Raw genomic sequence first — 25517 nt, forward strand, 5'->3', positions numbered from 1 at the left:
GCTTTGGGATATTCCAATTCACACGCATAATGAGTGATAATCGAAAAATACGCGAAGGCTCGTTATTTCTCTAATGAGCTTAAGTATTTTAAGTTAAATCCATTTATACTTGTTAAAAACAATCCTAAAACATAGGTAAAATATGAAAATCCAACTTGCACTGACTTCAGCACTTGCTCTTTTACTCTCTGCTTGTGCAGGGTCTTACCCTGAACGTGTTGTAACTAAAGGTCCTCTTATCTGTGCAGCTGATGAAATCTGCCCAGAAATCGCAATGCGTTGGAATGATGAAAAGCGTAACGGATTTAAAATTACGGCTGAAATCAATAACCCTGAACAGTATGATATTAAGAAATTCAATTTTATTATTGATGGCCAACCTTACGAATATTCAACTATTCAAGCAACTCAATACCGTACAGAAGCTCAAAACAAAGTTTCAAGCAATTCAATCGTTGTACCTGTGAGCTTCCTTAACTCATTTCACAATGCAAAAGAAATTGATTTAAAACTGAGTACTGATAAAGGGGAAATTGCTCGCCCAGTACTTGGCGCTGATGGCAGTAAATCATCTGCATACTTAACCTTCATCAAAGGTTATGTAGGTCAAACGATCACTCAATAAACATATATTAAATACTCGACTAGGTTCAGTATTTAAAAATTAATTAACCCCATCTGCATATGTTGCTGATGGGGTTTTTTATTGGGCTAAAATATACTTAGAGGGTGCTATACCCCCTTAGAAGTTACTGTGCTGTACCATATTGCTTCTGTAAATAACGTACAATATCAGCAGACTCAAACAAAGCAACATCAGTGTTTGGATCAACCAAATACGGTACTTGAATATCTTTAGAATGACGAGCCATGACATCAATCAGTTGCGCACGTTTACCTGCTTTGATCGCTTGATATGGGCCTGGTTTTAGACGTAGTTTTGCTGGACCTAAATCTTGCCAACGCTCTTTTGCGACATTATGAAAAATAAAAGGCAATTCAAGTTCGGTTAATACTGCTCGAACGACGCGAGTAAATGGACTAGCTTCAAAGCCCCATAGTTCTAATATTTTTTCAGGTGCTGGACGCTGTTGAATTGCCTTATTAATCCACACACCACGCGCACCATTAATTAAGGTTCCTGCAAATGCAGCATAGGGTAACTTTGGATAATAACGATAGGCCTTAGGCGTTTGTCCTGATGCACTATAATGTTTAAATAAGTGTTGAATAATTTTTTGTGACTCATATAGATGATCACCTGTATTTTCATCGACAAAGAATGGAAACTGCATTTTCCCACCCAATTGCTTGACCACACTACGATATTTCTCTCCACCTTTAGGGCATGGGTAGACCTCATAGTCAAGATTCAACAGTGTCATCACCTCTCGAACACGGCGACAAAATGGCGAACCTTCAAATTCATAGAGTTTAAGAGGCTGAACTGGCTGCATAGGAAATGCAGTGCCGTTAATTCCCCGGCCACCTTCTGCAAGTGATGAAAGTAGGGCTTGGGTTACTTTAATATGATGATTCACCATGTTGTTACCTTATTTCGGTTCTTATTAAGTTTTTGACTGCACACATTGACAGTTTAACAATCGACTAATTTTTCCTGAGCAACCACAATGCCATTATTATCTGCATATAGATAATCATCATTATGAAAAGCTACACCCCCAAAATATAGACTCACACCAACTTCGCCAATGCCCTGTCGATTACTTTTACGTGGTATTGCAGCCAATGCATGTACACCAAGATCAAGCTCAGCAATCGCATCAACATCACGCACACAGCCATAAATTACAACACCATTCCAGTGATTTTTCACTGCTGACTCAGCAATCATATCTCCCATCAATGCACATCGCATCGAACCACCACCATCAACAACCAGCACCTTACCCGTACCATCAGTTGCTAACAGTTCTTTGACACGTGAATTATCTTCAAAACATTTCACCGTCACGATTTGTCCAGCAAAACTTTTACGTGCACCAAAGCTATGAAAAAACTTACCATCTAAAGATGGGGTGAGCACTTGTATATCCAACTCTGGATGGTCATCAAGTAAGTCACAAGTTACGAATGCTGCTGTTTGCATGTTATTTATCCTTGAAAATTGTTTTGCACAGCTAAATTATCATAAATTACAAATTTTTCTATTTGCCTTTCGGCTGCCCCAGTTAAGGTTTGAGCCACTTGCTCTGCTGTTACGGGACGATAAGCAAACTTTTGCGGCAGTATCTTTGCAAACTGTGTAAATAAGCGCTGTGCTGCCTGCTCCGCCCAACGTTGCTCCTGACGTTCACCCAACAAAAGTGATGGCTGAACAATCGAGACTTTGGCCAATCCCAATTGCCGAATATAGTTTTCAAGCTCGCCCTTCACTCGGTTGTAATAAAATACAGAATGCGCATCGGCAGCCATCGCACTCACCAGCAGATAATGTACCGCAGTATTTACAAATAAACTGGCAAAATGAGCATTGACGCTATAGTCACTTTGGTAAAACGCAGTCTTACTCCCCGCCTTTTTAATCGTTGTTCCCAAACAACTAAAAGCATGACTACACGTCTCTACTTGCTCAAAATGCAATTGAGTGAAATCTTCGCACACAATCTGTTGCACTTTGTCGTATTGCACAAGATCTTGGTTAAAACGTCGAACAATGGCTGTAATTTTTTCACAGCTTTTCATCTGATTAAGTTCTGCAATCAAATGCTTACCCACTAAACCTGTGGCTCCGATCACAACAGCATGGGGAATAAAATTTGTCATTTTTTATACGATCCTTAGAAAGTTTAGTCAAAAATATTGGATTCATTAATTTATTTCTATCATTAAAACAAAGTCAAAGCATATCAAGACTTGACTTCGACGCATTGTTTAATCAAAATATGGCACTTGTTTACGGGCTGGTGACAATTCTTCTGAAATTGGCTTCAGTTGCAATTTCAGCCCGCCCAGACCAATCTATTTCAAGGAGTGCACGAGTGGCAAACTCTGCTCAAGCTAAAAAACGTGCTCGTCAAAACGTTAAAGCACGCAAACACAACGCAAGCTTGCGTTCTATGGTTCGTACCTACATCAAACGTACTATCGCTGCAATCACTTCTGGTGATTATGCTGTCGCTACTGATGCTTACAAAAAAGCAGTTCCAGTAATCGACCGTATGGCTGATAAAGGTATCATCCATAAAAACAAAGCTGCTCGTCATAAGAGCCGTTTAAATGCACAAGTTAAAGCTTTAGCTTCTAACTAAGTTGCGTTAAAAGAACAAAAGCCCTTATGGGCTTTTTGTTTTTTGTACAATAAAAATATCATAAAATCTGTTGTTGTAAATCCTCAATACAACAGTGGTGTTGTTTACCACGCCAAATCCAATGAATACAACTACTCAAAAAGCGATCCCCTTCAAACCAAACAAATAGGCCTTCCATCATCTCTGGCCAATCTTCTGGGGCAATCTGCTGTTGTCTTGAAATCACCGCAACTAAAGCTGCAATAATCGTGTCGTGGCTGACAGCCAAACTCAAACCCGCCTGTTGCTCAGGATGTGTATTAAAGATCAGTTCAAGCACATCTAACACCCCATCAATGGGATGCTTCATTCCAGGTAGACGATGATTGATAAAACTATTGATAAAGCCCAAAGCCCCTTCACGGCGAAAATATGGTGCAGCTTGCTGAATATCAACCACAAAACTACCAGGTTCAACCAAAAGTCCTTGTGAGACGATATCAATCGCCATGGATTGCGCTTGTCCTGCGATTTGAGCACCTTGAATCATCAAGCTGGCAGTATCACGGCAGCGTTGAATTGGGCTTGAAATACAGTACTGTAATTCACGCTGGCTGCATTCAACCAAGTGAGCACCCCACGATTGTGCTAAATCACGACCTTGTTCGGTTAATTGCAGATCATAACCTGCCAAACCCTGTCCAGAAACCATTTCACGTAAAGAGTGTCGTGTAAATAAAGTCACGGGTGTAGCAAGATCAGGCAATAAATCTATGCCATCAAGCATCGACTGTGGCAACAACTTCAGCACGATACATCCTCAATTCATCAATCATTTTAAGCACTTTGACATACTCTCCCCACTTTAACAATGTGTTAACTTAAGCAACAGATCACGTCATTGTCACCATAAAGTCCTCAAAGCAAGCTGAATCTTTGAACGCTTATCATTAAAATTAATCTATTAATTTCATATATTTTTACCACAAAAAAAGACATACTATTTTTAAGGTTTTAATCATATATATTAAAAGTAAGCAACGAGAGGTTTAAAATGCGAAACATAAAAGTCAAAACCCATAATGCACAAGACACACATCTTTGGATTGTTGGTGGTGGGATTGCGGGTATGGCTGCAGCTGCTTTTGCAATTCGAGATGCTAAAGTTCCCGCACAAAATATTCATATTTTAGAAGAACTAGACATTTCTGGAGGTGCGATGGATGGTGGTCACAGTCCAAGCGCCGAACATGCTTGGGTAACACGAGGTGGACGCATGTTAACCGATGAAACCTATTTATGTTTATGGGATTTATTTTCAAGCATCCCCTCACTAGAAGATCCAAATATTTCAGTACGAGAAGAATGCCACCAGTTTAATCAACGCATTAAAACGCATGCACAAGCGCGGTTAATAGATGCTGAACACAATATTCAAGATGCAGCAAAATTGGGGTTAAATACTCTACATCGCGCACAAATGTTAAGGCTCTTAGCCAGTAAAGAAGATAAAATTGGCAGCCGTCGTATTGATGAATTCTTTGATGAAAGTTTCTTCCAGACCAACTTCTGGCGGATGTGGCGTACAACTTTTGCTTTTCAACAGTGGCATAGTGCAATCGAACTGCGCCGCTACTTCTTGAGATTTATCCAAGAATTGCCTCGCATCCATACGCTAGCTGGTGTTAAGCGCACTAAATACAACCAATATGACTCCATGATCGTCCCTTTGCAGCGCTGGTTGACTGAGCAAGGTGTTGATGTCCGCTTTGGTCATTATGTCAGTGATGCCGACTTTGAAACCCACCCTGACACACAACAACGCCGCGCAACACGACTTCATGTTACACAAGCTACGGGTGAAGATTATATTGAGCTCAGTCATAATGACATTGCATTGTTTACCTTAGGTTCCATCACAGCAGATTCACGCTATGCTGGAAATAACGATGTGCCTGAATTGATTCGTGATCGTATTGATCATGGATGGTCTTTCTGGCAAACCATTGCAGATAAAGCACCAGACTTTGGTCGACCGATGAGCTTTTATGGCAATATCGATGAACATAAATGGGAGTCATTCACCTTAAGTATGCAAGATGATGTACTGTTAAAACGCATCATCGAATACACTGGTAATCAACCGGGTACCGGTGCATTAATGACTTGGTATCAATCTGGTTGGCACCTCTCAATCGTTGTTCCTGCACAGCCACACTTCGCTGATTTACCTAAAAACACCTATACACTTTGGGGATATGGCTTCCAAATTGATCAGTTGGGTGATTACATCAAAAAACCCATGTCTCAAGCGACAGGAACAGAAATTCTCACTGAATTAATCAAACAGCTTGGCTTTGATGACCTTTTGCAGCATGTCTTGGCAACAACTCAAGTTACAACAGCAATGATGCCTTATGCATCTGCATTGTTTGCCTGCCGTAAACCAGGTGATCGCCCACAAGTGATTCCACATGCTTCTAATAACTTTGCATTTTTAGGGCAGTTTGTTGAACTTGAAGATGATGTTGTCTTCACTGTTGAATACTCAGTACGTAGTGCAATGACTGCGATTTATCATTTCTTTGAGGTCGAGCGTGATATTCCAGATATTTATAATGGCCTACTTGATCCTAAAGTGGGCTTAAAAGCACTAGAAACAGTCTTTCATTGAATGAAAAAGTAAAAAAGCGTAACCGATGACGGTTACGCTTTTTTTGTTCTCTTGCCCAAACATAGCCGTCTAGGCTGAAACTTTAGAGCAAATCATTATTATTCACTTTGTACCAATACACTCTGTAAGGCATCTAAAGCAATTTTTTGGTTATTTTCATTGCGAAAAGCGATAAAACCTTCATTCAACACTGTGCTGCGTTGGTTATAAGTAAAAGGGACTGCGCTCAAACTCACTAAACCTCCACCAATACTTTCGAGTAAGCCTTGACCTGCGCTGGTATCCCACTCTGAAGTCGGGTGAAAACGCGGATAAATATCAATCTCGCCCTCAAGCATCATACAAAACTTATAAGCACTACCCGCTTCACGACGTATTACTGGTATTTCTTGCTCAATATACTCAATATACTGTTGATACTTTGGATTTTTACTGCGATGACTTAGACCAATTTGTACAGCATCTTCTTCATTATCTTTATATTTACAATAACGTTCCCAATGCTGTGTTTCAAAAGAATAGCGATAGGGTAATTCAGTTAAATATCCCAAATAAACAAGCTGCTCACAGGGTACAGCGATCGCAGAGAATACTGTTTGATGATTTTGAATCAAACTTAAATTGATCGTAAACTCATCACGACGATGTAAAAATTCTTTAGTCCCATCCAGTGGATCTAACATCCAACAACTTTCCCACTGCTGTCGATCTGAGTGATCATTTTCTTCAGACAAAACAGGAATATCTGGGCTAAATAATGCAAGCTGCTGCAATATGAATTGATTAACTTTTAAATCAGCCTGAGTCACAGGTGATTGATCATATTTACTCTCGACTTCAAACGCTTTCCCCGCACAATAGTGTCTATATTCATCCAGCAACATTTGGCTGGCTTTTTGCAAAATAGACATAATTTCTAATAATTGTGCATCTTGTGGTGTTTGAGTTGTAATAAACATCGTCGATAACCTACCCGTTGTTTTATATAATTTTAAAGCTTGACTATATCGCCCACTGTTTTAAGTCACTCAAGCCCCACTGATCTTAGCAAACACCCTACTGAACAACGTGTATATGCCATTTCTCAACCAGTAACTTTTGAGGCTAAAGTTCATTAAATGCCCAACATACTAACTGTATATCGTTAAAACACCTAATATAAAATAACCCTTCAAGGCCTTTTATTTGTGTTATGTATCACAAATACTGTTATTTTCATGACACAGAAACAGAATCCAACTATATACTTTGGTCAACATTCATAAGAATATGTAATAAATTAAACTTAGCTCTCAACGTAACGTGACTATGGATGTAAAATAAGTGAAGTAATATTACAATAGTTTTAAGCATTTCATATGACACTCTATGCCTTTGGCATGCGACGTAACAATCTATTTTAAATAAAAAAATACGTCCACTATGACACTTTTAATCTATGCTTATATCTAAACAATCACGTAACTATTAAACCAATACCGATGACCAAACTCTATCTAACAGAAAAAAATAATGCCTTGATTGATGACCAAGCGCAGCAACTCATCTGCTATGCCACCATTCAACAGATCCTATCTTGGCAAAGTTTACTCGATGACTATGTAAACTTAAAACAGCAACACCCACAGCATAGTATTCTCTTACTCTTAGAAGATATTGCACAGTGTCATTACACTTCTATGCATGCAGCAAACCAAGATCAACTCTATTTTGATCCTTCTGAAATAATCGAAGAGGATGATGCTGTGTGGGAGAACATTGCACCATATACCCTACAACATCATAGACAGCAGTTATTACACATAGACAACCAAATCACGCTCTCTCAACTCAGCGGAAAATTAAATTATACCGATGATGATTTTGCAGCACTTGTTCAGATTAACCAACATCCAGAAGCTATTTTAGCTGAAACAGTAGAAGTTAAATTAGTTCCTAAACAAAGTCGTGACTGCGAAAAATTTGCAGCACAAATCAATGGCTACTTCAGTTGTGACTTAAACCCATTTGAATGTTTCGCACTGGTGCAGTACTTAGAACGAGAATTTGCCCTTGAATACCTTGGCTTAGGTGCAAGTTTATTATTTTTCGTAAAAACAGCCCAATTCGATCACAACAAAATCAACGCATTATTTAAACAACTTGAATTAATCTATCTATTCCCTGAAGCAATAACAGTGCAATTGAAGCAACTTCTGCTTGAGCAACAACATCTCATACTTCCATATGTTGAATCATTAGAAATGTTTGATTTTAACTAGATTAAGCTATAGAAATTTGACAATATTTTTATTGTTTCACCTCTGTGTGTGCTTTATATACTGCCCATGCGACACGATTTAGTGTCGTATGATTGAATTATTTTAGATAGAGTTTTTTGCTAAATCTGATACCAAAAAAAACCATGAGGAAAATAAAAACAAGGTAGCTATGCTCTCCAAGCAATGTATTTTCTAAATGATTAGCGACAATAATATATTTATAAAACAACCAATAAGTCACAGCATATAATAAGAAAACCACCAAGAGTATCGATGCTTTTTTTAATGCTACTTTTACATTTTTAAAAGGCTCTTCCCCAGTCATTATTTCAATCAAAATACTCGAAATAAAATAAGTAAAAATTAAATATACAAAAAATTCAGGTATGACACCGAATAAAACCAGGCCTGTAGAAGTATTGATATAAATCAAAAAAGCCATCCCATACAGACAAACTAAGCTGGCAAACAACATAAGTCGTCTAATTGTTTTATTCATTTCTATCTCTTCGTCATTTCAATGAATTTTTTATAGTTAAAAGATAACTTTAATACGGTTATCATGAAACCCACTACGCAATAACCAAAGAATACGCCGATCTTTATTAAGGGCTGATCTAAAAAGTAATTCGAAATTATCGTCACAAATGTCAATAAACCAATATATTCAAAAAAAGAAAATTGATTGATCCAAGATTTAAGTTTATTCATCATTAAATTATTTACTAAGAATCATTAGCAATAATATCATGAAAAAATAACCCGTCATATTGAATAAGTTATGCTGATCAACTTTTGCATAGACACCTGTAGACTAACTCTTGGATCTAAAGTTGAGTAGTCTCTCATTACAATTCATGGAAATGCTTTAAAACTTGATGCTCATAGAGCAATCAAGTCATTCGAAAAATCAGTATAAAACTCACCTGATGATCTACTCTTCTTAGCCAAAGTGAGTTTTATAGCAATTTTTTCTGCTTATGTAAGTAAATCGAAACAAGTAAAAGCATGAAAACAATCAGTGGAATAAATGCATGTGAATATTCAGCATGATAACTCAAGGTTAAAATTGCAGAAAACATAATACAACTTGCAAGTAAACTCCCTATAAAACGAGTAGAGCTTTTAAAGATTAAAATAGCTGCAAGCAATTCAAATGAACCAGTTACAAGGTGAAACCCATTGGGATATCCCCATCTTGCATAGTCCTCCAAAATTTTCTCAGGCCCGATTAAATTACCAACTGCACCAACAATAAAGAAAACGACCAAGCCATAAGTGAGTATCTTTTTTAAATTAATCTTTGACATTTTCTATATCCACGCCTGTAGCAGCCAAAAAGAAACTGATCGCATGATCAATTGTATCTAAATCCTGTTCTTGTGAAGTTTGAACACCACCAATCAACATTTGTATTTGTGTTTTATTCACAACTAGATTGATAAAATTTTCCGCCAATAAAGATGCTGTAAAACTCGCACTAATTTTCTGTAAACCCTGCTGTTCTCTAATCCAATGTTCAAGGATCAATTTTGCTTGATCTTGGCCTGCTGACCATATTGCTTGAGACAAATCTGGAAAGTCTTTTCCCTCGGCGATCATTAGTCTATGCAACTCTAGAGTCCGGGGTTGTTTGATAATATTAAGAATTTCCTCTGCAAAACCTTGTAATGTCTGCCTAACACATGGATTTGATAAAGTTAATGCTTTAAGTGGAGCAGCTAATCGTTCACACTCTTCAGAAACTACAGTAATAAATAGCCCCTCTTTACCACCAAATCGCTCATAAATATTGCGCTTAGATCCACCAACACGACTAATCAACATATCCATAGATGTTGCTTTATAGCCATGTTCAAGAAAAAGCTCAGTTGCAGAGTTAATCAGCTCCTTTAGACGTTCAACACCTTTATGCCGCAAAGGTTTATCTAATGAAATATTACGTGACAAGGAATCACTCACAGTTTTCTCCATAGCCCAATCAAAAAGGTAAGGTACTGTACCGTACCTTTTCTATAATATATTCAACTGAATTTGAAATGCAATATAAATGAACCGTTTCAGCTAAAATTTCATCAGCAACTTTCTATTAGGATCCAAAATCAACAGCTATGTAACTCGCTTTGTATCTCTACAACCGCATAATCAACCACTAACCATTCCAGTTAAAACTGTATAGACAGTCAACTGGATTCACTTCACCTGTACAAGATCGTTTCAAATCATCAGTTCTTATGCTAGTTGATCTCTAATATTTGTAATTGAGATTCGACTTCGGCTGTGGCATTAAAGTACATCTGAGTCACCTTATATGGTGATCTTATTCTGAAGTTTTCATGGATTGATTAATCGTCAAGTATTCTTATCTGTAAATTGATAGTGATTCGCGTCATTATAAATATACTGTGTTTGAAAAATTTTAAATCAAGGCCACAGGAATCACTGGCATAAGGAAAGAGGGATAATCAAAAACGATAGCGCATTCCCAGTTTATATAATAAACCATTTGAGTTTTCATTTATTGATTCACACATTGTTTGTATGCCCATTGAAGAAATACACACTTTAGAATTATGACTAAATAACCATTTATAACTTAGGTTACTAAAATATGAAATATTCTCTGAAAGCCTAGCCTCACTTTCTATAAATATAGGGATAACAATATAATTAAGCCTTAGGTCAGCACTGAGATTCATATGAGGATCATGTAATTCTTGATCCAACCACATATATCCGATACCTGTACCAAATGATCCATTAAACTTTTTTCTATCATAGAATTTGTACTGGACACCAAAATTTAGTTCATTAAATTTGAGGATACTCATTTTTTCATGATTATACTCAGTATAAAAACTAACACGAGGATCAGTCTGAATAGCACCGCTCACAAAGAATCCATTAAGTTTATCCTTGTCATCAGATAAATTTTCAAAGCCACCAATGTAACCGCCCGATATAGAAAAATTATTCTGTAATGATGTATTTAAATCCTGTGCATATACATATATTGATAAACTACTTAAAGAACTAATCAATAAAACACTTCTCATTATAGTTACTCAAATTAATTGCTTATAAATTACCATTCATTGACCCTATAAAAAACAATTTTCATAAAAATTTAATTAGAAATATCTTAATTTTTGTAGTTTATAATAATGCACCCTATAGAGATTTTCTTTATACTCACTCAGATACAGCTTGTACACACTCAAACAACTAAGTGGCATTGGGATGTATTTTTTGTATGTAAACTAGAGAGAGTTAATCATATGTTTTATCTAAAAAGCCAACTTTAAAACCCAGTATCAGATTTACTTTTGCTTTATCGTAAAAATTAATTCATATAGATTTATTCAGAAAGAATCATTTTAGAATGATTAGCACTGTCAACAGAGTATTTCAAAAAGGCAGACATATACAGTAATTTCATCATGAAAGAATACCCAGCTTTAGAAGAACTGAAAAAAACAAGCTCAACTGAAAGAAATAAATGACTAAAGACAGTAAAGTGCTTGGGGCGAATGAATTGAAAAAATAGTCAGATTCTCAGCAAAACATAGTTAATAAAATTGATGCACGTATGACAATTATAAATATATTCACTGAACTAGATAGAGCCGAAACCTCACTTATCTTTTATATTTTTTAGAGTGTGAAAAACTAACTTTTAAGTGTTTATGAAGCATAAGCCTGTAAGATAACAAAGTAATTCGCAGTTGTTTAATGAATTTTTAAGATAAATTAAAGAGCGCATTCTTACTCTTTTAAGGGCAAGTTAACTCTTCCTTAACAGCTTTGATTTCTTCATTTTTTAGTGGTGGTGTTCTTTACTCTTTATATAGAGCAATAAAATGAATATTAGACAGTGAAATACTACTGGGTGGTGATTATTATTTATCACGATGTAGTCGGTCTGGAGCTAAAAGTTAGATGACTTAAGGTGTTCAAGCCTTTGCCTGCAGTAATAACGCAGCGTAAAAAGAAGTGTGTAATTAAATTGAACGACTGAAACTCGATTTCTTTAGCATCGAGTAGTTCATTAAGACAAATGTGCAAACATTCTAAATTAAGAATATTTGCACATAGCAGGTTTACTGTGAATTGGCGAGGTAAGTTTCAGTAGCACCGTTTTGTCTTGCTACATAATCTTCACGAACTGGAGTATAGACATCAAGAACTTGTGAGGTTTCCAATGCCTCAGCATGATGAACTGCCCAAGATGGAATAATAAAGGTATCACCTGCAAATAGATCCACCGATTGCCCATCAACAGTCAACCGCAATGAGCCTTTTAGTATAGTGGTTGCTGTTTCATGTACATGCTTATGTTCCGGAATTTTAGCTCCGGGCTTAAATTGCCAAAATGCCATGGTAAAATCAGTCCCATGTAAAAACTTAGCAATAATTTTGCTCTCAGTTCCTTCTGGACGCTGTAAATCCATATCATATGGAATCATTTCACTGCCTAAATATAAGCTCATAATAATGCCTATTATCTGTATTAAAGATTGTTATTGAATTAAATTATTTTTGCATGGATTGAAAAGCCCATTGGTACAGGGCCAAAGTCAGCTAATACTGTCAAACCAGAGCTTTGAGCAGAAATATTGGTCGATATACAAGCATCAACAGCATCCACCTCACACTGACGTGCAGCTTCACTATTCGAGTTCAACAATTTTATAGAAAGTTCTTTATTTAAACCTGGGACTTTATGGATCAAATCCTGTGGCGCGGGATGAGAACCCACTATTTTTATTTCTTCAAGTTCTGCTTTTTTACTAGCAAAGACCATATTATGTGTATCCATAACAAAACAATCTACTAGCTTTAGATTATTGAGATTATTAAACACCAGATGATGCAGATGTGGATAAACGATACAGCCAAGTAAAACATCACCTTGGTCAGTGGTGAGCATATGTTTTACTGCATCTTCAAGTGTTTGATGTAATTTAACCGCACCATCGTGACCATTATTTTTCAGCCATAAATGAGCAGCTTTCTCGCAGTTGGTACCTGTTGGTCCTAATGTATGAACTGTTATCATGATTTTTCTCTTTTATAATTAAAGTTTAAATTCTTTTAGTAATGCTAATGAGTTCGGGTAAACGTACACCCTGCCTAATTTTTTCTAACATCGTATTTTCAGTATTATCAATTAATAGTGCCTGCTGTATTAACTCCTCTGCTAAATTAAGTGGTACGACAACTGTACCGTTGATATCTGACACAATAAGATCACCGCTTTGTACCGTTACCTGTTCAATCTGGCATTGCCCACCGGTTTCATATACCCAATATGCACCTTGTGTATCTGTCGGGATTGGATTACTGGCAAGAATTGGCATGGATAACTTTCTGATCTCCTTTAAATCACGCACCGCACCGCCTAAAACTACGCCATCAAAACCCAATTGTTCGAAGTAAGTACAACTCATACCGCCAGCCAATGCAGCATGGGTAAGTAATGGACCTGCACCTGCCACATAAACTAGCCCCACACCACTTTGCAGCTCTGGCACCAAAAAGCGACTGACCTGTGACCAAGTCGAAGCTTGTTCTTTCATGATATCGCTTCCCTTGCGTATCAATTTCCACTGAACAGTATAAGCTTGAGCGACAAAATAATGATCTTCTGTATTGACTGCCTGTATCTTCGGAGTTAAAGCATTACCAGCCTGCAACCCATCAAGAACATCTATAACGGTTGAAGTGCTAATTTTACGTGCCTTAAACTCTTTTAGTAATTGAGGTGATATTAATTCAAATGACATTATTGCTGCCTCATATTAAAAATAAAAATGAATATTTCAAATATTCTATTAGATGATTCAATTATTAAAAAAAACTTCAAATTATGAATAAATTTTGTACTTTATTTATTGCCATTGAAAAATAAGATTGTTTTACCATTCAGTCAATATGATTTTTAAAATATCTAAATTCGGCAAATATTTTAGAAATTAAACTCAAAACAACTAAATGAAAAAATAATTTAATGATGATTAAATTTAGTTTTTATTAATTAATTTTTATGTGATAATTATCACTATTTTTTAGTGGTTTGATTATTTTTATTTAATTTTATTAAATAAGTATTTAAAATAAACCTATTACCTAAAACAATATTTGTTACAAATTACAGTTTAAGGAAACTAAAATCCGAAATTATAAAACTGTACAAAGCAACATTATAAATAATGAAGAAACTAATTTTGGAGGGGAAGATTTATGAACAACCTTAGGAAAATAAAAATATTTGATTAAGAAAAAATGAGCTAAGACATTTCAAAATTTAACTATTGACTAAATAATCAGTGCCTATTTAATAGTGCCTAAAGTAAACAAATTATATTTCCATCGATTTTTAGCATTGATATTGATGTAGGGTTTAATTTAAAAATAGAAGATATTTATAATACATTTTAAAATACCATAAATATAGATTTTACAGGTGTTACAACATCAGTAATGTATCTAAAAAAATATAACGAATGATATAATTAAAGATCCATTCAGGTGTGTGTCTTGATTATATGGAGTTATAAAATTTATTGATGATCAAGCTCATGTTGAAATATTAAAAAAACAAGGACAGCATTGACTACACTCTACTTTAAAATATGTTTAAAGTTTTGCTTAAAGCCTACATTTATTCATGTGCATGTGACGACATCAGAAGTAATACATCACCTTTGTTGAGTGAACAAATTTAACCACCTACTGTCTGAGTACAGGGATCAGGTCGTTCTCTTATTGGCTTAAAAACCACTCGATGATAAATCAATCGAGTTTCAGTCGTACAACTTAGATTGTACTTTTCTTTGCCACTGCGAGATAAGCCAAGCAAATTTTACCCTACTCCATTAGCAACATGGTTAGGCCTACCAAAATGAATCGATTAGTTACGATAGACTATTAGGTAAGCACAAACTTCGTGTTACTACTAGTCAAATTAATGCTCCCGCTGCTATAAGAAACTTCTTCGAGTTGGGTAGCACTTCATTTAATACAACTGGGACAGCGTATGCTGGAGTTGCTGACCCTTTCAGTACGGGTGGTAAACTTGCTTGGAAAATAACAGGAAATGCTAGATGCCGACAGTTTCTACAAAGCAATACGCTTGCCTCGAACTGCAATATTACGGAGTGGTAGAAGTGAAATTATTAATAAAAGTTATACTAACAGTACTAGTGGTATTTATAATTCCTTTCTCCATTATTTGGGGTTTTCACGGTTTTGCGACCAAAGATTCAGGAAACTACACTCCTCTTGAGAAACAAGAACGAACTAAGCCCAAAGGGCCGAATGAGAAAGTCTTTGCAGATGGTACTAGAGGTATAACTTCATTAATGAATAATGACACTTCAAAAAATTAGATTCAGTTAAACCTGCAAAATATATTATTTTTTTAAATATAAATTACTCAAGGATAGCCCCATTATCTATGCGTTTTTTATATGGCTAAATCTGTATCTAAGCTAAAATACTTTTTTCCTGTTTACTGATATGCCTACAGATAAAGCATCTCTATCAGTAATCACCTGTATCTTTTCACGAGATTTCCCATTATTTGCCTTTAACCAGGAATTACCCAAAGTCATCCGTGTATTCCTAACACTATATGATGGGCAGTTTACTACGGTAACAAGCGAATTATGCACACAGATTTCTTTATAACATGATCAACCAAGTCGAAATTTAAATATCATTGAACCCTATCCATACAAACACAATCAAGGTAAGCTCCCTGATTCATTAGGTTTTGCTAAGATTATTGCAACTTTAAAAAGTGTTGAGAGTTTTTGAATGACAGATCAAGTTTTTATGTTCGATATGGAGCTTATATATCATAAGATATTGAAATAAATAAAATTAAAATCAATATTTTCACAATTAATTTATTTATGTACACAGTTATGTACACAATACGATAAATACCCTATCTAAACGCATTTCTATCCTTTCAATGCCTCTAGCACACATTAACTTCCAGTTTACTTAAAATAATAAAAAGTGGCTTTTGATGCATATACAAAGTTTTCATTAAAATATTTTAGACTACACAATTCTTTAAAATCTGTTTTATTGCTTGTCTTTCTGATAAAGTTATTATTATGAAAATTTATTTTAAAATATCTAACAAATACATTATTTAAAAATATTGATTCATAAAGTGCTTTTAATAAGAAATATGTTCAATTTTGAAAGCACTTATATCCAATTTAGAGTAAGTTTTAAAAAACCAAAACAGTTATGAAAATTAATTTATCTAAAATTAAGATTATAAATTATTACATACCATTCACAATATTAAATAAATACAAGGCAACTATGAATAGTTACCTTGTATTTTCTTTTATGAATGAATTTCAATAAGCTTAATTTGCCGGCCCAAATTCATAAAAGGGGTTAAATAAAATCCATAGATTTAAGTTTTCAGCCATACTTATTGCCTCTAAAATTTGTTTCAAAAACTCTCTTCTTGGTTGATCATCTACCTCTTCGAGTAACTCTAAAAATTCTTTTCGTAATTTCAGGAGCTCTTCTCCATTATACAAGTCTTGATCAACAAAAGATAATTCTGATATTGTTGGATATTTTTCTGCACTCAATTTAGTTAAAAAAATTGCCACCTCTGGAGGAGTAGTAACCTCTTTAATTGATCTGTGTTTTGTGGCATATATATCATAAACATGAACTGCATACATTTTAACATTCTCTAATAATTAGTTTTTCCAGGAAAGGTATTTATTAAATTACCTTGATGATCTGTTATTACCGTAATAATTTAAGTTGGCTTACCATCCTTTGACCATAGAATTAAGATACCACCCTGTCCTGATGCTACTTGATGTAAATCAGGACGATGAGTATTTTAACTTAGGGCCTTCAACATATAGATTTCACATAACGCTTATTGTATTAAATGGATAAGTATTTACTGAAAAAATTACATCATCAAGAGCTGTTGATATAGAATCAAACAAACAATTTTTATTTATTTCAACTATATATGAACACATTTAACACAAAAAAATTAATTGCCAAACAAGCAATTATTTTTAGCTCTACAGATTCTGAAATATCTATCCATATTTTTATGGAGCCATTTATCTACCAAGATGAAATCGTAAGTCCAATTATTCGTTTGGATTATATTGATCTGCCTTCAACAAAGCTTCGCGATTTAGTTGGTAAGTCTTTGACTTTTACTAAGGGTGATTTAGATGGTTCGATATATTTAGATAGCGCCCATCACCCTGTTGATGTAGTAAGTTTAAGCTTTTTCCTAAGCAGACAAAACAAACTAACTATTTTAGTTAAAGGTATGTACGACTTTGAGTATGAAGGTCTAGATGGTGTAGCTAATGAAGCGTTTGTATTGAAAACATTTCTTAGTAGTTGCGATGTTAACGAGGACTAGAGAAATAAATAAGAATTTTAGTCTTTATTTAATTCTTCTAAAATTAGCATAATACAACTTATATAGAACCCAGTTATTAGACTGGGTTTCCTTCACTCAGCCCACCCACTACTCAATCACCCAGCATCAATTGCGTGTCCGGCAGCAGCTTCTACAACTTTTCATAGATCAAAACTAATCATTCTTGATTAACCTTGATTCTCAATTTTGGTGGAGATGGCGTCAATTGAACTGGAATTATAATACACTGTTTTATATAATTTTATTTTAAAATAAAAAATACTTTTACCCATGATTTACCCAATTATTATAGATTAACTTTGGCTGGGTAAATAAGGTTTGTTCAAATGAGGGGGGGGATGGATTTGAACTCACGCAAGCACCCGAGATGATATTTCAAGGTCACTATGGAACAGTCACCTTGAATCGTCTGATGAATAAAATAGGACTTACACAGAATTATTTACAGGGTCTATTTCCATTACCATTATTGCCTCTTGGCTTAACTCGATTGAATTCAAATCAATCCAAAATTGACCTTGCCTTTTTTTGTGAAACCTAAATACAGCATCTGGACCAAACTCAGTGTCTAATTGCATTGTTAATATAGCGACACACGACACCTCAAAATTTTCCAGCCAATACTCTTTAAATTCATTCAGTAACTTAAGACCTATATTAGCTATTTGACCTAAACTTTGAATATCTGTATTACAGTAATCTTCAAGATGAAAACTATTAACAGCACATTCGAATCCAGTATCATCTGTATAATTCTGCCTAACCCATTCTTTATCAATAAGTTCATGTTCATTATGAAAAGCCTTAAATAAAAAGTACTCCTGATCAAAAGTAATACCTTTTTTTATCAGTTCATGTAATTGCACTGGAAAAGTTAAAAAATTCCCCTGAGAAAGAAAAAATTTCATTTTAGAATTAATAAAAATCATTTGGTAACTCCTAAATATTTTAAAGCTTTATCAATACCTTTTGAAAAATCTTTATTTTTTAAAAGATCTTGGACCGATTTCGGGGCTAATGTTTTTGTTTTTTGATCAAAAAAGACTTTCGTATTAGGATCATAATAATATTTGTTACCAACATTATCCTGATAATGTAATTGTCCTGCTCGTTTACCTGGCGCTGGATTCTCCACATCAATTCTTGACTTACCATTTCCTTTCCAAACCGTTGTACTAAAAGTTTGGACTCCATCTGTTCCCAATATTTTCCCATTGAATTTTTTTGCATCAATATTAGAACAACTATTATGTACCCAAACACCATTACTTTTCTCTAACCCCTTAATGAAATAAGTATGGGTCTGATCAACAGTAAGATTATATGCTTGTATTGGTTCTGGCTTAACAGTTACTGATATAATTTCTTGCCATTGATTATTACTATCTAATAGTTGATCACCAGATGTTAAATTTTCAGCATCTACCCATTGGCCTTTTTCTATTGCACCTTTATAAATATGTCCTTCTGATGCAGACACAGCTTCATTTTTCGGCACTGTAAAATACGGATGAATTTTGTTAGATACAACCGTCTGTTCATCTCCATTTTGGCTTTTCATGGAAACATATACTGTTTCGTTATATGGATTACTATAATGTGCTAAAACTTGTTTATAACTGCTTTGTCCAGAAACCTCATCTAATGAATATACCCAATCACCTTGTGAAATAGACTGTATTGGACGATAGCCAGTTAAGGTTTTAACTTCCATATCTCCACGGAAAGAACAAGTTTTACCAACTACATTTCCTGCTCCTTTCCATACTAAAACACCCTTCTTAGCAAAGCCCACAGAGGCTATTTCTGCAGCTGCTAACCATCGACTTGCATTGTCACCAGTAATATCCATTCCTGTTAATAATATTTTTGTTGCCTCTCCCATGCTTAATGCATTTCCTATTACTGGAGTAGCCATTAGAATATCTAAATCTCTACGCACACTTTCCTTAAATGCGTTATCAGCAGCTTTTAATTTTTGCTCACATGCAGCACCTCGTATTGACCCACAGTAATGTCTAACTCTTTCATCAACCCTAAAAGCTGCTGAAACTCGCGCAAATTGATTTCCAGCTGCTTTATCTAAAATACCTGCATGTACATATTGAAAGTCATTTTGATTAGCAAAATTTAGACCTAATTGCTTGGCTGTTTCTCTACCACTCAAATATTGTGTAAGATGATTACTACACGCTTTAGACCCAGCATCCTTACAAGCTTTTTCCAAAGCTGCTCTATTTACCTTACTTCTACCTTTGTAACTATTAATTTTTTCACTTCGACATTGATCTGTTTTACATGCCGCAATTTCTTGTTTAAGCGCTTTATAATCATCTGAAGTTAAATAATTATTGCTCACAGCCATATTGGCAGACAACGCTGCCATGTGAACATCATAACCTGCATAGGCAGCCACTGTCCCCGATACTATTTCTACTGTTGCTAATACTTTATTATTAAATGCATCTTTTTCCGCTTGAGAGGCAGCGTCATCAGGCTTATCAAACATTCCTGCTACAATTTCACCAACAGCAGCACCGATTGCCCCAGCTTCACACTGCTTTACAATAGCCCCTGTTGCGCAACCAGCTGCAGCATGAGCAATTTTATGTATTGCATATTCAATAATACTCGGATCAACTTTATCTAAACTTTCTCCTATTTTACCAGCTAATTCACCTTGTAAAGTTCCAGCTAAACCAGCTAGAAGTGCCACTTTAAGGTTATCCTCTAAACTTCCACCTTTAACTGCAGTCTGTACTAAGGTTGAGCCAACAGAACTTGTAAAATTGTAAATTAACTTATCCTGAAATAATGTACTATCAGGTTTTAACTTTAGTGCCGTTCCGACTTCACTTAATAATCCCGCTGTTGCCACTGATGCAACCAAGTTTTTAACAGAATCTTTACTTCCAAGATCCTTAAGGGTTTTTCCTATATCTCCACCATTATTAATAATCCCCACACTTGCCTGTGTTGCAAGCGATGTTATCGCTGCATTTGCCATTGCACCGAGAGTAGATATACCAGTAATTGTAGTGACACCACCAACTGTTGTTGTTGTCACTCCAGCAGCGCCCAACATACTGGCACCTAGTCCAACAGTTGTCCCTCCTGTTGCAGCACCGGCTCCAGCAGTACCAGCAGCTGCTGCTGTCCCAGTCCCCATCGTTACAATTGTTACAATAATGACAATAATCGCAGCGCCAGCACCGGTTAAACCTTGTGACTTATAATCCCAATCTTTTTGGGCTAAAATTATCGTATTCCAGTCAACATCCTTCCTATTTACTAACTCTTTTAAATAATCATTACCTGGCTGGTTAGCTAACTTCAAAATCTCATTACGTAATACAACCTTATTTTGATCTTTTTCAGAAACAGGAATTTGAACACTTAACCCCCCAGTAGCTTTAAAGGTGGGCAAAACCGGACCATTAAACTGTGGCAGTTGTGCTGTCTCAGTAATAGAGCCTTTGTCCTGCATTGACTGCCATACAACTGAGTTTTTTTCTTTTTTGAGTAAATCTGTGATTGTCGTTTTTGCTGCAATTAACTCAAGCTTCCCCCCAGCTTCTATCGTTGCTCCTTTAAGGTATTCAAACTCTGTGCCTTCTAACCGCGTATCAAAACCCGACTTTGTCCCAATATAATCAGCCTTCAATGTTGCAGGAATTTCACTCACTTGAGTACGTGTAGAATTTGTTTTTGAACTATTATATTTAATACCTGTAAAAGACGACTTTTTCGTGACATCAGTCGTGCTCCTTGATGATTCTTCCACAGTATAAAAATTTAAGTTGCCGCCCGAGCGAATAGAGACCTTTCCACCATCCGCGACAAATCGACCAGAATAGATATCTATACTGTTATTGGGATTTTTTTCTTTACTTTCGATATAAATATTTTTAGCTTGAACATCAACTGAAGCTGCATCAACATCATTATCTTCATTTCTCGTCGTGATATATTTTTTCTTTAGACCACCCCAAGATTTTTTCTTCTCAGTGGTGGTCGTAAGATCATAGCTTTGTTCAATGGCAGCATCAAATAAGATATTTTTATTGGCCTCTATCCGAACATCACCATTTTGAGATTTTATCATGGTTGCTTGCATTACTAAATTATCACTTGCCCCAACACCTATAGCCTTAATATTGACCCCTTTAGCCCCCTCAATCGCCGTCGGATTAATTAAAGTCCTAAAACTGTAATTATCCCCATTTTCATTGCCCTTATCATAAAAGTCTTGTGTACCATCTATAATGATACTTGCCCCCAGATTCTTAGCCTGTTGATTGCCAACTTGTGTCGTACTTGTATAACTTTGAGCCAATGGTGCTCGAGCTTCAATATTTACCAATTCAGCTTTAGCAATTAATTCGGATCCAGAAATAGAAGCTCCCTTTGCTGAAGTAACATTAATATTTCCAGTATTACTAGTTATGTTAGCGCTAGAGTGTTCATAACCATTTACCTCTGACTTGTAAAAATTAATTTCATCTATTAAGTTACTAATTTTATTACTATAATCCTCCTTTATAACTATTTTATAGAATTGACCATCATAAGGTTTATTATCACTTCTGACTTCTAAAAATACTTTCATATTATATTTTTTACTAATCTCAGCAAAATCATCTTTAACCGATCGTGCATACTCCCAACCAACATCATCAACATCCATGCCATCAAATATATCAGACTGAGCAATTGCTATTTCCTTATAAAAGTTTTTCCTAATTTCTTCAACTTCATTTAATTCTCTACTATATTTATCTAAATAGAAGTTTAAATTTAAATTTTTACCATTGTTCTTAATTCCACTAATTAATACATCATCCTTAGTTGAAACTATTTTAATATCTTTCTGCGCTGTTAATTGTGATCCTTGAATATCAACTTTAGTTCCATCTAGACTAATTCCGCCATTTGCTGTATTTAATTTTACAACTTGCTCCGAACCATTACCTTTAGCACCTCCATAACCTACAAGGGTTAAAGCTCCTCCTTTTGCACTAAGCTCTATATCACCTACTGCTGAAAGTGTCATTAACTTAGGATCAATCGTGAGGCCATTTGCACCACGAGTCTGGATCGTTAAATCACCATTTAAGCTATTTAATTTTTTATCATTCTTAAGTAAATCACTGCCCGTTGCATTGAGCACCATGCTTGGTTTCTGATATATATGATTCGCTTCTAGTAAAACAGCTCCACCTTTCAAATTAGATTTCTGCATGAGCTGATTACCTGCACTGGTCAGTGAAAGTACACCCTTTGCTGTTAAATTGGTCTGCTCACCAGCTCCCCACACTGTTCCAGTCGGTGTATTACTTGCATTTAAGTAAATATCTCGTTTTGAATTTAAGGCGATATGTTGATCAGCGTTAACAGTGACATTATGTAGTCCAAGATGATCTTTCGCATACAGCTCAGTATTTCCCTTCGACTTCAAGGTACCATTACTGATGTCTAGTAATCCATCCGTATTATTTACAGAAATCTTACCCTCTGTGGAAACCAAGTCTGTATTTTTAATATCAATATTTTCTTTTTTATTTTCAATGACAATAGACTTTGCATTTAATTTGTTTGCAATAACCTTATTAGAGGCAACATCTTTAACCAGATCTACATCAGTATTCGCCTGTAGTTTGATGCCATTTTTAGCTAATAACTGTATTTCACCACTTTTTGCAGTCATCTCGACTGATGTAATGACAGTTTTTCCATCCCCAGCATTGCCAATAACAATGCCTTGATCAGCATTCAATACTGTTTTATCTGTTGTTTTTAAAGTGATGCCATTATTATTTTTAACATTGTTTTGAGTGGCAATTAAATTAATATTTTTATCCGCAACAACTGTTAACTTGCCCCGAGTATCAACCTTTAAACTTTCTGCTTGAATATTTCCTTGTAGTGAATTAACAATAACATCTCCTGTTGCGCTTAACTTACTACCAGCATTTAGGTTCATGTCTTTTTTGACCGTTAAATCTAATCCCTTATTTGATTTTATTTCCTTATTTATTTTTAATGTATCTGATAAAGTCGTTATTCCATCTGTAGCATGAAGTGTAGTCCCTGTTAAATCTAGCCCATTTTTTGCTTCTAATTGAACTTTCCCTAATATTTGTGGTAAGGCTTTTACTGCATTATTCCATACTAAATCCTTACCACTATAAACATTAATATCTTTAGTAGATGTTTTAGCATCAACAATATAGAAGTTTAAATCTTTTAAAGAAACATTACCTGTCCCGTAAATATTTAAGTCCTTGCCTGCACGAATGGTATTTTTATCTAACTGAAGCATACTTGTAGCATCAGAAACAGACTGAAGATTGATAGAACCCTTGGTGGCTTGTAATGTACTTCCAAGTAGTTTTAAGCTTTTACTTGCCTCTATGTTTAAATCAGCTGCCGCAATTAAGCGTGCAGTATTCGCAGCAGTTAAATTTTCTTTAGCATTAATAGATGCTGAGCCATGATTACTAAGTACTTCAGAATTGCTAGCGAAATTAATATTTTTTGCATCAATATATACATTTGATGAATTACTTAAGTTACTTATTTTTGTACCAGTAGCTAAATCTATTTTCCCTTTTGCGTTCACTATTAAATCGGCTGAATTTTTTGTTGTTGCATCATAGTTGATTGTAATATTTTTTGCATTAAGGTTAAGATCGTTTCCTGAATCCGCACTGATCAACCCATAACCAGTCACACTACCATTGATATTGATATCCGAGTTTTTTCCACTTTCCGTTGTCGTCAGGCTAATTACCCCGCCTTTCTTGTTGGTGCTGGAAATTATGCCATTATTCTCGATTTTTCCTGCGCTGGTTACTACGATATTGTTAACAGCTTGTAGTGTTCCGGCATTACTTACCCCCAAGCCTTTTTCATTACCAATCAAATAAATATTATTGGCATACATACCTCCTAAGCTCTTAATATCAATCGCTAAAGCAGGTGCTGCAACTTTTGAGGTTTGACTTTTTATCTCACCTAAATCTGCACTGATAGTATTTGAACCAGTAATTACATTGATATCTTGATTTGCTCGCAACTGAGCATTCAACTCTAAAGCTCGTGCATAGATATCAACATAATTTGCATTATTGTTATTACCACCCAAACCTAATTTTGGATCGGTGTTAGCAGAGACCGTGACCTTACCCTGATCTACTACAAACTGTTTTATACTACCATCGGCATTAAACTGAGGCTTTCCTGTAGTAAAAATTGCCTTATTGGCATTAATAAATCCGCCACCTTTAATATTAATTCCTGCTGGATTGGCTATAATCACATCCGCTCTTTGACCAGCGACTTCCAGATTACCTTCAAAGCGAGTAGCTGCCTTGCTATTCACCTCATTTAAAATAAGACGTGCTTCACCTTTCGCTAAAAATGGATTAGCCCCTACACTTCCAACAAGGTTTGAAGTTGCACCAGTTCTGCTGTTATTTAATACAACACCATTATTCAAAACATCCATTTGACTATAGATGTTATGAGAGATTCCATTTACAGGTGTTTGAATGTTCACTACAGGGACTTTTTGTCCTTGATTGTTTGTTCCAACGCCAATTACGGGCCTATTGGCAGGTTTAGCACCTGCATCTGGTGTGATTTGAGCATACACAGGCGCAATCACCATCCATACACTCATACTCAGCACTAAACTTTTCACAACCCAATGTTGATCTAAAGCATCATCTTTTACACTATCAGTCGTTGTCTTGGTACTTTGTCCTGCAGTTTTGCTGGCACTCTTTGTATTTTCCCCAACCACAACAAACATATTTCGGACTTTACTAAAAATAATACGATATAAATTTTTGTTCATTTCAAAGACA

At 35.4% G+C, this 25517-nt stretch carries 21 protein-coding genes; 6 read left to right on the forward strand and 15 right to left on the reverse strand.

What is annotated here, in order from left to right; genetic code table 11:
- Positions 1-142 precede the first annotated feature (142 nt).
- Positions 143-625, forward strand: coding sequence for a hypothetical protein (locus Aru01_RS09630; protein WP_016656670.1), 483 nt, complete (start codon positions 143-145; stop codon positions 623-625).
- Positions 626-749: 124 nt separating this feature from the next.
- Here Aru01_RS09630 and Aru01_RS09635 read toward each other — a convergent pair whose 3' ends face one another.
- The 3 genes from Aru01_RS09635 to Aru01_RS09645 are packed head-to-tail and all read right to left on the reverse strand — an operon-like array spanning position 750 to position 2787.
- Complete coding sequence (locus Aru01_RS09635) at positions 750-1544, reverse strand: glutathione S-transferase N-terminal domain-containing protein (protein ID WP_016656671.1); 795 nt, start codon at positions 1542-1544, stop codon at positions 750-752.
- Positions 1545-1597: 53 nt separating this feature from the next.
- Positions 1598-2110, reverse strand: coding sequence for a ribonuclease E activity regulator RraA (rraA, locus tag Aru01_RS09640; protein WP_016656672.1), 513 nt, complete (start codon positions 2108-2110; stop codon positions 1598-1600).
- A 5-nt stretch (positions 2111-2115) separates the two neighbouring features.
- Entirely contained in the window at positions 2116-2787 is a 672-nt protein-coding gene (locus Aru01_RS09645; protein ID WP_016656673.1) for a Rossmann-fold NAD(P)-binding domain-containing protein, read from the reverse strand.
- A 215-nt stretch (positions 2788-3002) separates the two neighbouring features.
- Here Aru01_RS09645 and rpsT point away from each other — a divergent pair, with 215 nt between their 5' ends.
- Entirely contained in the window at positions 3003-3272 is a 270-nt protein-coding gene (gene rpsT, locus Aru01_RS09650) for a 30S ribosomal protein S20 (RefSeq protein ID WP_016656674.1), read from the forward strand.
- Positions 3273-3330: 58 nt separating this feature from the next.
- On the opposite strand, the gene Aru01_RS09655 is transcribed toward rpsT, so the two are convergent.
- The gene (locus Aru01_RS09655; protein WP_040331231.1) at positions 3331-4065 is read right to left on the reverse strand and encodes a histidine phosphatase family protein; all 735 of its coding nucleotides are present in this window, start codon (positions 4063-4065) and stop codon (positions 3331-3333) included.
- Positions 4066-4305: 240 nt separating this feature from the next.
- Between Aru01_RS09655 and Aru01_RS09660 the strand changes: the two genes are divergently transcribed.
- Positions 4306-5925, forward strand: coding sequence for an oleate hydratase (locus tag Aru01_RS09660; protein ID WP_016656676.1), 1620 nt, complete (start codon positions 4306-4308; stop codon positions 5923-5925).
- A 98-nt stretch (positions 5926-6023) separates the two neighbouring features.
- Here the strand turns inward: Aru01_RS09660 and Aru01_RS09665 are convergent, their stop codons facing one another.
- Positions 6024-6884 (reverse strand): 3'(2'),5'-bisphosphate nucleotidase CysQ family protein, encoded by an 861-nt coding sequence (locus Aru01_RS09665; protein ID WP_016656677.1) that lies wholly within the window; start codon positions 6882-6884, stop codon positions 6024-6026.
- Between the two features lie 522 nt (positions 6885-7406).
- Between Aru01_RS09665 and Aru01_RS09670 the strand changes: the two genes are divergently transcribed.
- Positions 7407-8186 (forward strand): hypothetical protein, encoded by a 780-nt coding sequence (locus Aru01_RS09670; protein ID WP_016656678.1) that lies wholly within the window; start codon positions 7407-7409, stop codon positions 8184-8186.
- 97 nt (positions 8187-8283) lie between these two features.
- On the opposite strand, the gene Aru01_RS09675 is transcribed toward Aru01_RS09670, so the two are convergent.
- From Aru01_RS09675 to Aru01_RS09705, 7 genes are all read right to left on the reverse strand, one after another.
- On the reverse strand, positions 8284-8685 hold the full coding sequence (locus Aru01_RS09675; protein ID WP_016656679.1) for a hypothetical protein: 402 nt from the start codon (positions 8683-8685) through the stop codon (positions 8284-8286).
- A 460-nt stretch (positions 8686-9145) separates the two neighbouring features.
- A complete protein-coding gene (locus Aru01_RS09680) occupies positions 9146-9496 on the reverse strand; it encodes a DoxX family protein (RefSeq protein ID WP_016656680.1) in 351 nt (116 codons plus the stop codon).
- Positions 9483-10148 carry a TetR/AcrR family transcriptional regulator gene (locus tag Aru01_RS09685; RefSeq protein ID WP_016656681.1) on the reverse strand — a complete coding sequence of 222 codons (666 nt, stop codon included), beginning with the start codon at positions 10146-10148 and terminating at the stop codon, positions 9483-9485. The genes Aru01_RS09680 and Aru01_RS09685 overlap by 14 nt, the downstream gene beginning before the upstream one ends.
- A 503-nt stretch (positions 10149-10651) precedes the next feature.
- Positions 10652-11242, reverse strand: coding sequence for a hypothetical protein (locus tag Aru01_RS09690; RefSeq protein WP_016656682.1), 591 nt, complete (start codon positions 11240-11242; stop codon positions 10652-10654).
- 1044 nt (positions 11243-12286) lie between these two features.
- On the reverse strand, positions 12287-12676 hold the full coding sequence (locus Aru01_RS09695) for a cupin domain-containing protein (protein ID WP_016656683.1): 390 nt from the start codon (positions 12674-12676) through the stop codon (positions 12287-12289).
- A 38-nt stretch (positions 12677-12714) separates the two neighbouring features.
- On the reverse strand, positions 12715-13245 hold the full coding sequence (locus Aru01_RS09700) for a prephenate dehydratase domain-containing protein (RefSeq protein ID WP_016656684.1): 531 nt from the start codon (positions 13243-13245) through the stop codon (positions 12715-12717).
- A 25-nt stretch (positions 13246-13270) separates the two neighbouring features.
- Complete coding sequence (locus Aru01_RS09705) at positions 13271-13972, reverse strand: RraA family protein (RefSeq protein WP_016656685.1); 702 nt, start codon at positions 13970-13972, stop codon at positions 13271-13273.
- Positions 13973-15292: 1320 nt separating this feature from the next.
- On the opposite strand from Aru01_RS09705, the gene Aru01_RS09710 reads away from it, so the two are divergent.
- Positions 15293-15577: a hypothetical protein gene (locus Aru01_RS09710; protein WP_016656686.1), complete on the forward strand. Its 285-nt coding sequence runs from the start codon at positions 15293-15295 to the stop codon at positions 15575-15577.
- A 1002-nt stretch (positions 15578-16579) separates the two neighbouring features.
- Here the strand turns inward: Aru01_RS09710 and Aru01_RS09715 are convergent.
- Positions 16580-16909, reverse strand: a complete 330-nt coding sequence (locus Aru01_RS09715; protein WP_016656687.1) for a hypothetical protein — start codon at positions 16907-16909, stop codon at positions 16580-16582.
- A 305-nt stretch (positions 16910-17214) separates the two neighbouring features.
- Between Aru01_RS09715 and Aru01_RS09720 the strand changes: the two genes are divergently transcribed.
- Complete coding sequence (locus Aru01_RS09720; protein ID WP_016656688.1) at positions 17215-17625, forward strand: hypothetical protein; 411 nt, start codon at positions 17215-17217, stop codon at positions 17623-17625.
- 449 nt (positions 17626-18074) lie between these two features.
- On the opposite strand, the gene Aru01_RS09725 is transcribed toward Aru01_RS09720, so the two are convergent.
- Together Aru01_RS09725 and Aru01_RS09730 are read right to left on the reverse strand one after the other, a co-directional pair.
- Positions 18075-18575 carry a PM0498 family protein gene (locus Aru01_RS09725; protein ID WP_016656689.1) on the reverse strand — a complete coding sequence of 167 codons (501 nt, stop codon included), beginning with the start codon at positions 18573-18575 and terminating at the stop codon, positions 18075-18077.
- The gene (locus tag Aru01_RS09730; protein WP_016656690.1) at positions 18572-25507 is read right to left on the reverse strand and encodes a two-partner secretion domain-containing protein; all 6936 of its coding nucleotides are present in this window, start codon (positions 25505-25507) and stop codon (positions 18572-18574) included. The genes Aru01_RS09725 and Aru01_RS09730 overlap by 4 nt, the downstream gene beginning before the upstream one ends.
- Positions 25508-25517 lie beyond the last annotated feature (10 nt).

Origin of the sequence: Acinetobacter rudis (assembly GCF_000829675.1) — a bacterium.
In the GTDB taxonomy this organism is placed as follows: Bacteria; Pseudomonadota; Gammaproteobacteria; order Pseudomonadales; family Moraxellaceae; genus Acinetobacter; species Acinetobacter rudis.